This window comes from Pantoea sp. SGAir0418 (genome assembly GCF_043529865.1).
This window is the reverse complement of the sequence record NZ_CP027911.1, coordinates 206797-222567: the sequence shown is the minus strand read 5'-3', so window position 1 is coordinate 222567 and position 15771 is coordinate 206797. Positions and strand designations below refer to the sequence as shown.

Below are 15771 nucleotides of genomic sequence, written 5' to 3'. Positions count from 1 at the left end.
CAGACTTATGCTAACCCATCAAGTATATTTCCGTTATTTTTTTGATATCAGTATTGCTATTTTTATGGTTTTTATTTTTAAGGGTGAAATTACTGATAAACATCCGACTATATAAGATTTTTCCCCTAAGAGATTAATCTTAATATTTATTTAAGTCATTGATAAAATTAATTATCTGTATTTTTTATCTGGATTTGTTTTGCGACATGTCTCAATAAGAAAGTGCGGTCCTTGTTGATATTATTTCCGCGTTAAGGATGGAGCTTTCATTGTGCTCTCTCATCCGGGAAATTTCTCAACGCTAACCTGGTTGTTTAGCGTGACTATTAAAATACATGGACTAAATAAATTATGAACGCCATCCCCGTTAATGTCGCCGTTGTAGACAAAAAAACGGTTGTCGAAGCGCAGGTGCTTCGCAACGGTAAAAATGGAAAACCAGTAAAAATCAAAGCCATTGCCAATGGGAAATATATCCTTGCTGAAGGTGAGAAGGGTGTTGCACCTGAAAACATCACCGTCAAGCGCGTAGGCAAAAGTCTCTGGGTTATCCTGGAGGATGGCGATCTGGATAAACCCGATCTCATCATTGAGGATTTTTTTGTCTACCCTGGTCAGCTGGTTGGTAAAGCAGAAGATAACGCTTTCCATGAATACATCGCCTCTGATGCGCGTGATGATCACGAAGCTGCAGCGCTTGCTGATGGCGATTATTCGGCGCTGGTGCTCGGGTCAGAATCCGTCCCGGGGCTGGATAATCTGCTGATTGCCGAAAATGGTCTGATTAACCCGATGCTGTTGGGTCTGGGTTTACTGAGCGCGATTGGTGCAGCGGCAGGCATCATTTATCACAATCACAAAAAAGATCACGGTAAGTCAGGTGAGGGTGAAGGCGGGAATCTGCCTGATCCGGTATTCACGCGAGGCGCAACCATTGATGCGGTGACGGATAACGTGGGCGCCATTCAGGGACCGCTGGCCAGCGGCGACTATACCGATGACGCGACGCCAACTCTGAGCGGCACCGGCACCAATCCTGGTAATACTGTTGAGATCTGGGATAACGGCACAAAAATTGGTGAAGCCATTGTCGATCAGGATGGTAACTGGACATTTACGCCAGGCACGGCGCTGGCTGAAGGCGACCATAGCTTCACGGTGATTGAACGCGACGGTAAGGGTAACACCAGCCAGCCTTCCGAACCGTTTGAGCTAATTATCGATCTCAAAGCGCCAGCACAGGCTACGCTGGACAGCGTATTCGACGATCACGGTTCGCTCACCGGGTTGATTGGCAACGGCGAGGCCACCGATGACAATACGCCGACCCTCTCCGGCAAAGCGGAACCGTACAGTACCGTATCGATCTACGACAACGGTGAAAAAATCGGTGAAGCACTGACTGATGCCAACGGCAACTGGACCTTCACCCCTGCAACGGCACTGGCTGATGGTGAGCACGCATTCACCGTGGTAGCTGCCGACCGTGCTGGTAATATCGGCCTGCCCTCTGCTCCTCACATCATCACTATTGATACGCAGGCACCGGTAAATCCGGGCATTGGTGAAGTCACTGACAACGTGGGTAGCATTGTCGGACCGGTAGACAACGGCGGCAGCACCGACGACAGGACTCCTACCATCGGCGGCGGCGGCACGCCTGGCGACGTGGTAACCATTATTGATGACGGCAAGCCGATTGGCAGCACTGTCGTGGGTGATGACGGCAAGTGGGAGTTTACGCCGGAACAACCCCTGGAAGACGGTGAGCACAACATCGGTATCATCATCACCGATCCGGTCGGCAACGAGTCTGCACCTTCAGATGATTACACCATTATTGTCGATACCCAGGCACCGGATAAGCCGCGCATTGTTGCGGTTATCGACAATCAGGGTGAACAGCAGGGTGAACTGCAGCCGGGCGATATGACCGATGACGCGCTCCCGACCATAAAAGGCGAGGCTGAAGCTGGCAGCATTGTTAATCTTTATGACAATGGCGTGCTGATTGGCTCCGCGCGTGCAGACGACGCAGGCAACTGGGAATTGACTCCAAACAAACCGCTCAGCAATGGCGGACACTCTCTCACGGCAGAAGCAACGGACGCGGCAGGTAACGTCAGCGAAACGTCTGACAGCTTTGATTTCACGCTGATTACCGGTGGTGTGCCAAGCGCGCCGGCGATTATTGGTGTGCTGGACGATGTGGGTGATAATCAGGGCAACGTCGCGAAAAATGGTGTCACCGATGACACTCGCCCAACCGTGCATGGCACGGCGCAGCCAGGCTATATCGTTTCCGTTTATGACGGTGATGTGCTGCTGGGCACCACCACAGCTGATGAAAACGGCCGCTGGCGCTTTACACCGGAAGTGGATCTGGCGGAAGGTGAACATCAGCTGTCCGCTACTGCTACCGATGCGGCGGGCAACATCAGTCCGCAGACCGGCGTGTATCCGATCATCATTGACACTACCCCGCCAGAAAATAGCGGCGACAACACCCTGACTGATGATGTCGGCGCGATCCAGGGCCCAATTAACAGTGGCGATACCACTGATGACGCCACGCCAACCTTTGACGGTAAAACTGAGCCAGGCGCTGTAGTGATCATCCGTGATAACGGTGAAGAAATTGGCCGCGTTGTCGCGGACAAAGACGGTAACTGGACATTCACCCCGGAACAACCGCTGGCCGAAGGCGATCACAGCTTTACCGTACAACCGGTAGATAACGCCGGTAACAAAGGTGAAGAAAGCGCGCCAGTCGACTTCATCGTCGATACCTCTGGTGTTGAAGTGACGATTATCAACGTCTATGACGACGCAGGCGAAGCTGGCTACGTGCAAAAAGGTGGCGTGACTAATGATGCTACGCCGACCATCAATGGTTCAGCGACGCCAGGTGCGCTGATCCATATTTATGACAACGGTGAGCTGATTGGCTCCGCGCTGGCAAATTACAAGGGCGAGTGGTCATTTACACCAGCGGAGCCGCTGAATGAAGGCGAACACAGCTTTACCGCCACGGCGACGACCGAAGCCAATGGCGTCAGCGCACCGACCGCACCGTTTGATCTGATCATTGATATCACTGCCCCGGGCAACGATGGCATTGACGAGGTGCAGGATGACGTAGGTAGCGTTCAGGGACCCGTCGAAAGCGGCGAGGTGACTGATGACAGCACGCCAACGCTGGTTGGTGGCGGCACGCCGGGTGACGTGGTGACCATTATTGATAACGGCGAAACCATCGGTAGTACCGTCATCGGTGATGACGGCAAGTGGGAATTCACGCCAGAAACACCACTCAACGACGGTGAACACAAGTTTGAAACCGTAATCACCGATCCGGCGGGTAACACCAGCGAACCATCCGATCCTTACACTGTCATCGTGGATACCACCCCACCAGTGAAACCGGAAATCGGCGATATCATTGACGATGTCGGTAACGAAACCGGGCCGATCGAAAACGGCGAATCAACCGACGACACGCAGCCGACCATCGGCGGTGGCGGCACACCGGGTGACGTAGTGACTATCATCGATAACGGTAATCCAATCGGCAGCACCGTGATCGGTGACGATGGCAAGTGGGAATTTACCCCGGAAGAGCCGCTGGAAGACGGCGAACACAATATCGGCATCATCGTGACCGATCCGGCAGGTAATGAATCCTCACCGTCTGACGATTACACCATTATCGTGGATACGCAGGCGCCAGAAAAACCTGTAATTAAAGAAGTATATGATAATCAAGGTGATAAGCAGGGTGCACTCAATCCGGGTGAGGTGACGGATGACGCCCAGCCGACCGTGCGCGGCGAAGCGGAGCCGGGTAGCCTGGTCAACCTGTATGACAATGGCCAACTGGTGGGTTCAGCTGTCACGAATGCTGAAGGCCAATGGGAATTCACGCCAACCCGACCGCTGCTGAACGGCGCGCATTCACTCACTGTGGAAGCAGTTGATGCGGCCGGTAACATTAGCGAACCGTCCGACAGCTTTGACTTCATGCTGGAGGCCGGCGGCGCGCCGACCGCACCGGCGATCACTGGCGTAGTGGACAACGTCGGAGATGTGCAGGGCACCATCGAAAAAGGCGGCGTGACCGATGACGTTCGTCCTGGCATTAACGGTACCGCGCAGCCGGACAGCGTAGTCACCGTGTATGCCGATGGTAAAGTGCTGGGGACCGCCCTGACCGATGCCGCAGGCAAATGGTCATTCACGCCGGATAGCGATCTGGCCGAAGGCCTGCGCAATCTGAGTGCCACCGCGACCAACGCGGCCGGTAATATCAGCCCGTCAACCGGACTCTACCCGATTGTGATTGACACCACCGCGCCAGATGCCAGCAGCGACAATCAGCTGACGGATGACGTTGGCGACATTCAGGGGCCGATTAATAGCGGCGACACTACGGATGACGCGCAACCAACCTTCAGCGGTGTGACCGAGCCGGGTGCGACCATTATTATCCGCGACAACGGCCAGCCGATTGGCAGCGCGGTCGCCGGCAAAGACGGTAACTGGCGCTTTACGCCGGACCAGCCGCTGGCGGATGGCGATCACAGCTTCACTGCGCAGCCAGTTGATAAAGCCGGTAATAAAGGTACGGAAAGCCAGCCAGTTGACTTCATTGTCGATACCTCTGCGGTGCTGGTGACCATCAATAGCGTTTATGACGATGCAGGTTCTGTCACGGGCAACCTGACCAGCGGTGCGGTCAGCGATGACACTACGCCAACCCTCAACGGTTCGGCGACGCCAGACGCGCTGATTCACATCTATAACAACGGCACGCTCATCGGTTCCGCAAAAGCCAACTACAAAGGCGAGTGGAGCTTTACCCCGGATGTTGCGCTGGCGGAAGGTGAACATCACTTTACGGCGACGGCGACAAACGCCGCCGGAACCAGCGCCGAGTCGTCACCTTTTGACCTCACCATCGATCTGACCCCGCCAGTCGTGGGCGGTATTGATAGCGTACTGGATGACGTGGGCACGGTGCAGGGCCCGGTCGACAACGGTGGCATTACTGACGACACCACGCCAACGCTGGTAGGTGAAGGCGTGCCGGGCGATGTGGTGACCATTATCGACAATGGTGAAACCATCGGCAGCGCGGTAATTGGCGAGAATGGCAAGTGGACCTTCACGCCGGAAACCCCGCTCAACGACGGCGAGCACAAATTTGAAACCGTGATCACCGATCCGGCCGGCAACAGCAGCCAGCCGTCCGATCCGTACATTGTGACTGTTGATACGCAGGCGCCGAACAAGCCAGCGATTACCGAAGTGTTTGATGACCAGGGCGATCGCACCGGTGCGCTGAAATCCGGTGATACCACCGATGACAGCATTCCTACCGTGAAGGGCACTGCGGAAGCCAACAGCCTGGTGAAGATTTATGACAACGGTGAACTGATCGGTAGCGTGCGCGCTGACGGGCAGGGCAACTGGCGCTTCGAACCGGGCAAACCGCTGGTTAACGGCGCACACTCGCTGACCGTGGAAGCGATCGACGCGGCGGGCAACGCTAGCGAGCCATCAGAGAAGTTTGACTTCTCGCTGGCAGCCGGCGGTAAGCCAACGGCACCGGCTATCACTGGCGTGATGGACAACGTAGGTGACATTCAGGGTGCAATCCAGAAAGGCGGTCTGACCGACGACGCGCGTCCGACCATCAACGGTACCGCCCAGCCGGGCAGCATCGTTACGCTGCTGGTTGATGGCAAAGCTGTGGGCAGCACCCAGGCCGATGACGCCGGGAACTGGTCATTTACGCCGGACAGCGATTTGGCGGATGGTGTGCGCAACATCACCGCTACCGCCACTAACGCGGCCGGTAATATCAGTCCGGAAACCGGGGCGTATCCAATTGATATCGATACCTCCGCGCCAGAAGCCAGCAAAGGTAATCAGCTGATTGACGACGTTGGCCTGGTGCAGGGTCCGATTAACAGCGGCGACATCACCGATGACGCGACGCCCACCTTTAAAGGTAAAACCGAGCCGGGCGCCACGGTAATCGTGCGCGATAACGGTAATGAACTGGGTCGCGCGGTAGCTGATAAAGACGGTAACTGGAGCTTCACGCCGGATCAGCCGCTGGCGGATGGCGACCACAGCTTTACCGTTCAGCCGGTGGATAAGGCCGGTAACAAAGGGCCGGAAACTGACGCCATTGACTTCACCGTAGACACCTCCAAAGTGGTGATTGCTATCACTCAGGTGTATGACGATGCGGGCAGCATTACCGGTAATCTCACGTCCGGTCAGGTGACAGATGACACCACGCCGACCCTGAAAGGCACCGCAACCGGCAACGCGCTGGTGAAAATTTACGACAATGGCCAGCTGATTGGCAGCACGGTGGCAGCCAAAGACGGCAGCTGGAGCTTTACGCCTGGCGTTGCGCTGAGCGAAGGGCCGCACAGCCTGACGGCGACCGCCACCACGCCGGCACACGGCGAGAGTGAGGCCACAGCCGCCTTCGATATCACTATTGATATCACGGCGCCAAACAACGCGGGTATTGAGGATGTCCGTGATGACGTGGGTACAGAGCAGGGCACCGTGGACAACGGCGGCGCGACTGACGATACCACGCCAACGCTGACTGGCGGCGGTAAGCCGGGCGACGTGGTAACCATTATCGATAACGGTGAAACCATCGGCAGCGCGGTAATTGGCGAGAATGGCAAGTGGACCTTCACGCCGGAAACTCCGCTCAACGACGGTGAGCACAAATTTGAAACCGTGATCACCGACCCGGCGGGCAACAGCAGTAAGCCGTCGGATCCTTATGTAGTGAATGTGGATACGCAGGCACCGAATAAGCCAGCGATCACTGAAGTGTATGACGATCAGGGCGATCGCCGTGGACCAATCGCTGCAGGCGACACCACTGATGATGCGACACCGACGGTACGCGGTACCGCTGAAGCCGACAGTCTGGTGAATATTTATGACAATGGCGTGCTGATAGGCTCAACCCGCACTGACGGCAAAGGCAACTGGAGCTTCGAGCCACCGTTACCGCTGGCCAACGGTGCCCATGCGCTGACAGCAGAAGCGGTAGATGCCGCTGGTAACGTCAGCGAGTCGTCAGACAAGTTTGAGTTTGGCCTGATCAGCGGCGGTGTGCCAAATGCGCCGGCGATTACCAGCGTAATGGATAACGTGGGAGACATTCAGGGCCTGGTGCAGAAGGGAAGCGTCACCGACGATGCACGACCAACCATTAACGGTACCGCACAGCCGAACAGCCTCGTTACGCTTTATGCAGACGGCATTAAGCTGGGCACGGTAACGGCAGACGCCAACGGTAACTGGAGCTATACGCCAGCCAGCGATCTGCGTGACGGCGTGCATAACATCAGCGCGACTTCCACCAATGCTGCCGGCAACGTCAGCCCGGAAACCGGCGTCTATCCGATTGAAGTGGATACCACGGCGCCAGGCAACATCATCAATCCGGTACTGACCGATGATGTCGGCCAGGTACAGGGGCCGATTCGCAGCGGCGAGACCACCGACGATGCCACGCCGACCTTTAGCGGTAAAACTGAGCCGGGCGCTACGGTAATCGTGCGCGACAATGGCAAAGAGCTGGGCAGAGCGGTCGCCGATGACAGCGGTAACTGGACGTTTACCCCGGGCACGCCGCTGACAGATGGCAAGCACAGCTTCACCGCGCAGCCGGTCGATCTCGCCGGTAACCAGGGCCCGATTGGCGGGGCGATTGACTTTACCGTCGACACTTCTGCGGTGGTGGTAGCGCTGACCCGCGTGGAAGACAACGCTGGCAGTGTCAGAGGCGATCTGAGTTCCGGTCAGGCCACCGATGACACCACGCCAACGCTGTACGGCACCGCGACGCCGAACGCGCTGGTGAAAATTTATGACAACGGCAAGCTGATTGGTCAGGTAAGCGCTAACGCGCAGGGCCAGTGGAACTTCACGCCGGGCACAGCGCTCAGCGAAGGTTCGCACGCCCTGACCGTGACGGCGACCACGGAAGCACACGGCGAAAGTGAGCCAACCAGTCAGTTCGATCTGCTGATTGACCTCACCGCGCCGAACAAGGGCGTGATTGACTCCGTCAGCGACGACGTCGGCACGGTTCAGGGGCCAATTGACAAAGGCGGCTATACCGATGACACCACGCCAACCCTGTCCGGTCGCGGTACGCCAGGTGATAAGGTCACCATCATCGATAACGGTACGCCGATTGGTGAAGCCACCGTTGGCAACGACGGGCGCTGGAGCTTTACCCCGACTACGCCGCTTAACGATGGTACGCACAACTTCACCGTGGTGATGACCGATCCGGTGGGCAACAGTTCGGCACCGTCTGACATCTGGCCGGTGATTGTCGATACCCAGGCGCCGAATCCGGTAGTGCTCACCAGCATTATGGATAACGTTGGCAGCGTGACCGGCCCGATTCAGCGCGACGGCACGACCGATGATAAGCGGCCAACGCTGAATGGCACCGCCGAGCGTGACAGCCTGGTGACCATTTACATTGGTGAAGTTGCAGTAGGCTCGGTGAAAGCTGATGCCAGCGGCAACTGGAGCTTTACGCCGGGCAGCGATCTGGCTGACGGACGCTATGAGTTCACCGTCACTGCCACCGACGCGGCCGGTAACACCAGCTACCCAACCCAGCCGTGGGCGATAACCGTTGATACCGTAGCGCCGAACCTGCCAGCGATTGTACGCGTCTACGATGACGCCGGCAGCATCACCGGTGATGTGCTGAACAACGGCATTACCGATGATAAGCGGCCGACCATCAGCGGCACCGCCGAGGCCAACAGCACCGTTACCGTATACATCGACGGTACGCCTGCCGGTACCGTACGCACCGATGGCAGCGGTAACTGGAGCTTTACCCCGGGCAGCGATCTGGCCGATGGTCTGCACCGCATTACCGCCACCGCCACCGATACCGCGGGCAACACCAGCGGCCAGACCGCGGCGTGGAACATTACCGTAGACACCGTGGCACCGAACGCACCGGTCATTGTCACCATTGAAGATGATATCGGCAGCATTAAGGGCAACATCGACAAAAATGGCTTTACTGACGACAAGCGGCCGACCCTCAATGGCACCGCCGAGGCTAACAGCCTGGTTACGATTTATATTGATGGTATAGCGGTGGGCAGCACCCGCGCCAACGGCAGCGGCAACTGGAGTTTCATCCCGCTCAGCGACCTGTCGGACGGATTGCACCACATCAGCGCCAAAGCCAGCGATAGCGCCGGCAATAGCAGCGGTGAGGCTCAGACGTGGGATATCACCGTCGATACGGTGATCAGCACCCCGACTATCGACACGGTGTATGACAACGCCGGCAGCAAAACCGGTAATGTGGCTAATGGCGGTAAAACCGATGACACCACGCCGACGCTGTCGGGCAAGGCGGAAGCGGGCAGCGTGGTGACCATTTATGATGGCAGCACGAAGCTGGGGTCGGTGACGGCGGGGGCGGATGGTAAGTGGACATTTACACCATCACCAGAGTTAAGCAACGGTACGCATAATTTTAATGTGCAGGCTACGGATAAGGCTGGTAATAATGCAAAATCTCCTGAATGGAATATAACAATCGAACCAGATCTTACAATGACAAATGGGTCTGAGAATTTCAATAATGTTTCTCAAAGGAAGTATGAAGGAGGTTATATATTCAATAGTGGATTGGTAGTTGATATGCTAAGAGGGAATAGTTTTTATATTAGTAACCAAATACGTGTTGGGGTTTATGCTTCCAACTTTATGGGTATACATGAGGATGAAGCACTGTCATTGAGTTTTGGTAATAATAAAGCAGTAACAGATTTTAGTTTAAAAGTTGTTGGTTTTGACAGTCGAGATGGACACCTTGATATAAAAATTTATGATGTTAACGGCGGATTAATATATTCTAAAAAGTTATATAAAGGTAGTGTGGGGGATGAAGCTCACTTTAATTATTCTGCTGGAAATGGAACCCTTATTGGGCATGTTGAGATAAAAGCCGTTGACGCTGCAGGATTGGGTGTTGATGATATTCGTTGGAGCTCGAAAGTTGCGACCACATCGATAATGACTGATAGTGTGGAAACTTTAGTTGAAGATATTCTTTTTGATTATCAAAAGAATATGGACGATGAAGTCAATGTCACTAACAAATCAAATCAAGGAAAAAAAGAACTTGAATTAGGCAAGTTAAACGAAATTGATTTGGAAGATATAGTTTCATTTGAAGAAAATGAGTTGCATATCAATATCTCTGCAGTGGTTTCAGTAGATGCCCCCTCTGATACTATCCTTATGCTATCTGATCTCCTTAAAGATGGCACCGATCTCGGCGACTGGTCACAGGTGGCGGGCACGATTACCCAGGGCGGTCAGGTGTACGACGTTTATCGTCACAGTGGAGTGGAAGGTGAATTGCTGGTGCAGCAGGGGGTAAAAGTCGAACTGGATAATCATTAATCAGCCGTGGCTTTTTTAACCTGTTAACCATCAATACTAATCGGGTGCCCTTGTGGGCACCCGTGGAGGAGTTATGAAAACTTTCAGCCTTACCCTGCTGGCCGCACTGCTGGCCGGTTCCGCCACCTTTAGTCATACCGCGCTGGCAGCAAAACCGTTCGGTGAACTGTATCAGCCGGTGAGCGGCGTACCGGCATCGCAGACTCAGGTAGTGTACTACCGCACCCTTGCCCAGACGGGCAAAGACGCGGCGCACGTGTATGTTGATGGCGAATTCCAGACCGCGCTGCTGCCGGGTGGCTTCAGCGTCTTCTGCCTCAAACCGGGCAGCCACTCGCTGGATAACTACATGAAAGACGCGCCGCGCTACAGCGGCAAGCGCGCCCAGGCGTGGCGCGACAACTTTGCCGGCGGCACCACCTACTTTGTGCGCCTCGGCAACGTCACCACTGGCCAGCCGCAGGTGGTCAGCCGCCAGCAGGCGGAGCGGGAACTCAACGGAGCGCAGCAGCAGATCCACGCGCTGTCGCGCGCATCATCGGTAGTGAAGTGTGACAACCTCGCGCCGCGCAGCTACAAAGACTACGTGCTGGCCGGTGACGTGCTGTTTAACTTTGGCAAATCGTCCATTGGCGATATCTCCGCCGCCGGCCGCCGCGCGGTCGGTGCGCTGATTGCCGAGCTGCAGCGCGATCGCGCCGAGCTGAAAAGCCTCGAAGTGATTGGTCACACCGACCCGATTGGTAACGCCAGCGCCAACCGCCAGCTCGGCCAGCAGCGCGCTGCTACGGTACGCCAGATGCTGATTGACGGCGGCCTGCCGGCCACGGTGATCCGCGCCAGCAGCGCGGGCAGCAGTGAACCGGTGGTGGAGTATTGTGAAGGATCGCGCGCCGCACAGATTGCCTGTAACGCGCCGAATCGCCGGGTCGTCGTACGGCTGGCGCTGAACCAACAGCCGTAAGCGTCACTCATTTCCCTAAGCCATGTTGTAGTTGTTCTGTTATTGCAGTCTTTTGCCCCTCGGTCCGAGGGGCTTTTTTACTGGTTATTCCTCTTCCTCGTCGCGCAGCGGCACAATCAGCATATCGATATGCACGGTATTGATCAGCTGGCGCGCTGACGACATCAGCTTGCTCCAGAAATCCTGATGATGGCCGCACACCACCAAATCGACATCGTATTTTTTAATCGCGTCCACCAGCACCTGGCCGAGATCGCCGCTGCCGCTCAGGGTTTCGCTAATCGGGTAACCGGCGTTGGTGGAGAGCTCGCGCAGCGCGGTATGTGTCTCTTCCGAAATTCGCTTCTGCATGTCGCCGAGGTTGACGTCAATCAGCCCGGTGTAGAGATCTGAATAGTTCACATCAACGTGAATCAGCGAGATTTTTGCATCATAAGGACGGGCCAGTGATACCGCTTTATCAACCAGTAACTGGCTTTCCGGGGAAAGGTCTACTGCAATCAGGATGTGTTTATAAGCCATGATAAAACTCCTTTCTCAAGATTCTGGGGCAACCCGAATTCCTGCCGTTCGGCTGGCGTAATCCTTTGCGCGTAACGGCGATGAAGCGCCACCAACCACAATGTCAGCCACGCAGGCGAATAATTGTTATATCCCGAGTATAGCCAGAGTAGGTAGCAAATGCTGCAAACCGAAGCCCGGCTGTGAGTCAGATCATGGGTTATCGCTTTTTTCGCTCGCGCTGAACGAAAATCATCGCTGGAAAAAATTTAAACAGATCTCCTACACTGAAAATGAGGGCCACTCCCGTCCGGGTAGCGCGCTCAGGTCCGCATAACAACAATGCAATTCGATTCATCTGTGGCTGGCTTATTTCCCGTGGGGCGTCTGCAGCTTTTCCCCGCTGCAGGTAACGTCATTGCGGCTCCAGCCGGGAGGGGAACATGATCAGCACTATCGCGCTTTTTTGGGCTCTGTGTGTGGTTTGTCTGGTGAATATGGCGCGTTACTTCTCATCGTTGCGCTCACTGCTGGCGGTGCTGCGCGGGTGCGATCCGTTGCTGTATCAGTATGTTGATGGTGCCGGTTTCTTTACGTCCCACGGTCAGCCGAGCAAGCAGGTGCGGCTGGTGCGCTATATCTGGGAGAAACGCTATCGCGATCATCACGACGATGAATTTATTCGTCGCTGCGAGCGGGTGCGCGGTCAGTTTGTTCTGACCAGCGGGCTGTGTTTTCTGGTGGTGGTGAGCCTGATCGCCTTAGCGATTTGGCACTGAGAGGGGGAGCGGGTTCTGTCGCGGCGCGCTGTGTTGTATTCGCAACGCACTACGACAGAACCCTGCAACGCTGAAGCGTTAAATCAGCTTCAGCGCAATCCAGTACAGCGAGCCAGACAGCAAAATACACACCGGCAGGGTGAATACCCAGGCCATCGCGATATTTTTGATGGTGCGGCTTTGCAGACCGCCGCCATCTACCAGCATGGTACCGGCAACCGACGATGACAGAATGTGCGTGGTCGAAACCGGCATCCCGGTGTAGCTGGCGATACCAATCGACACCGCCGCCGTTACCTGGGCCGACATGCCCTGCGCATACGTCATGCCTTTTTTACCGATCTTCTCGCCGATGGTGGTCGCCACGCGGCGCCAGCCAATCATGGTACCGATGCCGAGCGCCAGCGCGACCGCCACGATAATCCATACCGGCGCATACTCGATGGTGCCGAGCAGATCGCCTTTCAGCTTATTGAGGAAGCGCTTATCGTCGGCGCTGGTCTCCGGCAGCTTAGCGGCTTTGTCCGCGGTGTCGGAGATGCATAGCAGCAGACGACGCATCTGACCGCGCTGGTCAGGCGTGAGATCGCTGTAGCTCTGCAGATTACCCAGCAGACCCTGCGCACGGTTAATCGCATCGAGCGCACGGGAGCTATCACAATGGAACTCCTGCGGGCCGCCGAGCGACTCTTCCGGCGTCGGCACCGCCGGTGGCGCCATCTGCACGATGTGCGTCAGCGACTGGCCGTGCTGCTGGTAATACTGCTCCAGATGGTTCACCGCATCGCGCGTACGGGTGATGTCATAACCGGAGGCATTCATATTCACCACAAAGCCCGCCGGCGCGACGCCAATCAGCACCAGCATGATCAGGCCGATGCCTTTCTGACCGTCGTTGGCACCGTGCGAGTAGCTCACGCCAATGGCGGAGACAATCAGCGCGATACGCGTCCAGAACGGCGGCTTTTTCTTGCCGTCGATCTTCTCGCGGTCAGCAGGCGTCATGTGGATGCGAGCCCGTTTTTTGGTGCTGCTCCAGTAGCGACGCAGCAGGAAAATCAGGCCACCCGCAATGATCAGACCAACAATCGGCGACAGAATCAGGGAGAGGAAAATATTGATGACTTTCGGCAGGTTCAGCGCATCCACTACCGACGTGCCGGTCATCAGCGCATTGGTGAGACCAATACCGATGATGGCGCCGATCAGCGTGTGCGAACTGGACGCCGGTAAGCCGAGATACCAGGTACCGAGGTTCCAGATAATCGCCGCCAGCAACATGGAGAACACCATGGCGAGCCCATGCGCCGAACCGACATTCAACAGCAAATCGGTTGGCAGCATATGCACGATGGCATAAGCCACGCTCAAACCGCCGAGCAGCACACCTAAGAAGTTGAACACACCGGCCATCACAACCGCCAGTTGCGCCCGCATCGCACGGGTGTAAATGACTGTAGCGACCGCGTTGGCAGTGTCGTGAAAGCCGTTGATTGCTTCGTAAAACAACACAAACAGCAGAGCAAGAACCAATAACAGGCCGGTGCTTAGGTCAAGACCAGCAAACAGATGTAGCATAAACGTTACGCCATTTTGGAGGACATGAACGCGGCGCATTATCTGCGACAACGTGCGCTATGGGAAAGAAAAATATAGCTCTTTTTTGTCTTAAATTTGTCATCCGGCAGGTAATTAAGGACAAAAAGACCGGAAAATGAGCAAGTTACAATATGACACATTTACGGCAATTTTTTGTCGCTGGCGCGAAAAGCCGCAGATCTCTACAATCAGCGCCTTTCAATCAGGTGGGTTAAGGCAGTGGAAAAGTTTGACGTTATCATTATTGGTGCAGGCGCGGCCGGCATGTTCTGCGCGGCACAGGCCGGGCAATTGGGCCGTCGCGTATTGCTGCTGGATAACGGCAAGAAGGCAGGGCGCAAAATCCTGATGTCCGGCGGCGGCCGCTGCAACTTCACCAATCTCTACACCGAACCGGCGGCGTACCTGTCGCACAATCCACATTTCTGTAAATCGGCGCTGGCGCGTTACACCCAGTGGGATTTCATCGATCTGGTTAATCGTCACGGCATCGCCTGGCACGAGAAAACTCTCGGCCAGCTGTTCTGCGATGATTCGGCGCAGCAGATTGTTGATCTGCTGCTGAAGGAGTGTGAAGCCGGCCAGGTGACGCTGCGACTGCGCAGCGAAGTGCTGAGCGTGGCGCGCGACGACGACGGTTACACGCTGCAGCTGAATGGCTCGGCGGTTCGCGCGGACAAGCTGGTGATCGCCAGCGGTGGTTTGTCGATGCCGGGACTGGGGGCAACACCGTTCGGTTATAAGGTGGCGGAACAGTTTGGCCTGCGCGTCCATCCAACGCGCGCCGCGCTGGTACCGTTTACGCTGCATAAGCCGCTGCTGGAGCAACTGAACACGCTTTCCGGCGTGGCGCTGCCGACCACCATTACCGCTCAGGACGGTACGCTGTTTAAAGAGGCGATGCTGTTTACCCACCGCGGCCTCTCCGGTCCGGCGGTGCTGCAGATCTCCAGCTACTGGCAGCCGGGCGAGTTTGTCACCGTCAACCTGTCGCCGGAGACCGCGCTGGACGATTTTATCGAGGTGCAGCGCGCGGCGCATCCCAACCTCAGCCTGAAAAACAGCCTGGCGAAGATCCTGCCGAAGCGGCTGGTGGAAGTGCTGCAGGAGCTGCAGCAGATTCCGGACGTGACGCTGAAGCAGCTCAACAGCAAGCAGCAGAGCGAGCTGGTGACCACGCTGCACCAGTGGCGCGTGCAGCCAAACGGCACCGAAGGCTATCGTACCGCCGAAGTGACGCTGGGCGGCGTGGATACTTCGCAGCTGTCGTCAAAGACCATGGAAGCGCGCGACGTGCCGGGGCTCTATTTCATCGGCGAAGTGGTGGACGTGACGGGCTGGCTCGGTGGCTACAATTTCCAGTGGGCGTGGAGCTCAGCGTGGGCGTGCGCGCAGGCGGTTTAATGGTTTGAATTCAGAGTGGTT

General features: G+C 56.1%; 6 protein-coding genes. 4 read left to right on the top strand and 2 right to left on the bottom strand.

Annotated features, from left to right (window positions below):
* Window positions 1-351: 351 nt before the first annotated feature.
* A complete protein-coding gene (locus tag C1N84_RS00935; RefSeq protein WP_394541700.1) occupies window positions 352-10503 on the top strand; it encodes an Ig-like domain-containing protein in 10152 nt (3383 codons plus the stop codon).
* Window positions 10504-10576: 73 nt separating this feature from the next.
* Window positions 10577-11467: an OmpA family protein gene (locus C1N84_RS00930; protein WP_264441880.1), complete on the top strand. Its 891-nt coding sequence runs from the start codon at window positions 10577-10579 to the stop codon at window positions 11465-11467.
* Window positions 11468-11551: 84 nt separating this feature from the next.
* On the opposite strand, the gene uspA is transcribed toward C1N84_RS00930, so the two are convergent.
* Complete coding sequence (gene uspA / locus C1N84_RS00925; protein WP_021508107.1) at window positions 11552-11989, bottom strand: universal stress protein UspA; 438 nt, start codon at window positions 11987-11989, stop codon at window positions 11552-11554.
* 422 nt (window positions 11990-12411) lie between these two features.
* Between uspA and uspB the strand changes: the two genes are divergently transcribed.
* Window positions 12412-12747: a universal stress protein UspB gene (gene uspB / locus C1N84_RS00920; RefSeq protein ID WP_010618665.1), complete on the top strand. Its 336-nt coding sequence runs from the start codon at window positions 12412-12414 to the stop codon at window positions 12745-12747.
* Between the two features lie 78 nt (window positions 12748-12825).
* Here uspB and pitA read toward each other — a convergent pair whose 3' ends face one another.
* Window positions 12826-14325 (bottom strand): inorganic phosphate transporter PitA, encoded by a 1500-nt coding sequence (gene pitA, locus C1N84_RS00915; protein WP_021508108.1) that lies wholly within the window; start codon window positions 14323-14325, stop codon window positions 12826-12828.
* Window positions 14326-14565: 240 nt separating this feature from the next.
* On the opposite strand from pitA, the gene C1N84_RS00910 reads away from it, so the two are divergent.
* A complete protein-coding gene (locus C1N84_RS00910; RefSeq protein ID WP_264441881.1) occupies window positions 14566-15750 on the top strand; it encodes a BaiN/RdsA family NAD(P)/FAD-dependent oxidoreductase in 1185 nt (394 codons plus the stop codon).
* The last annotated feature ends 21 nt before the right edge of the window (window positions 15751-15771 follow it).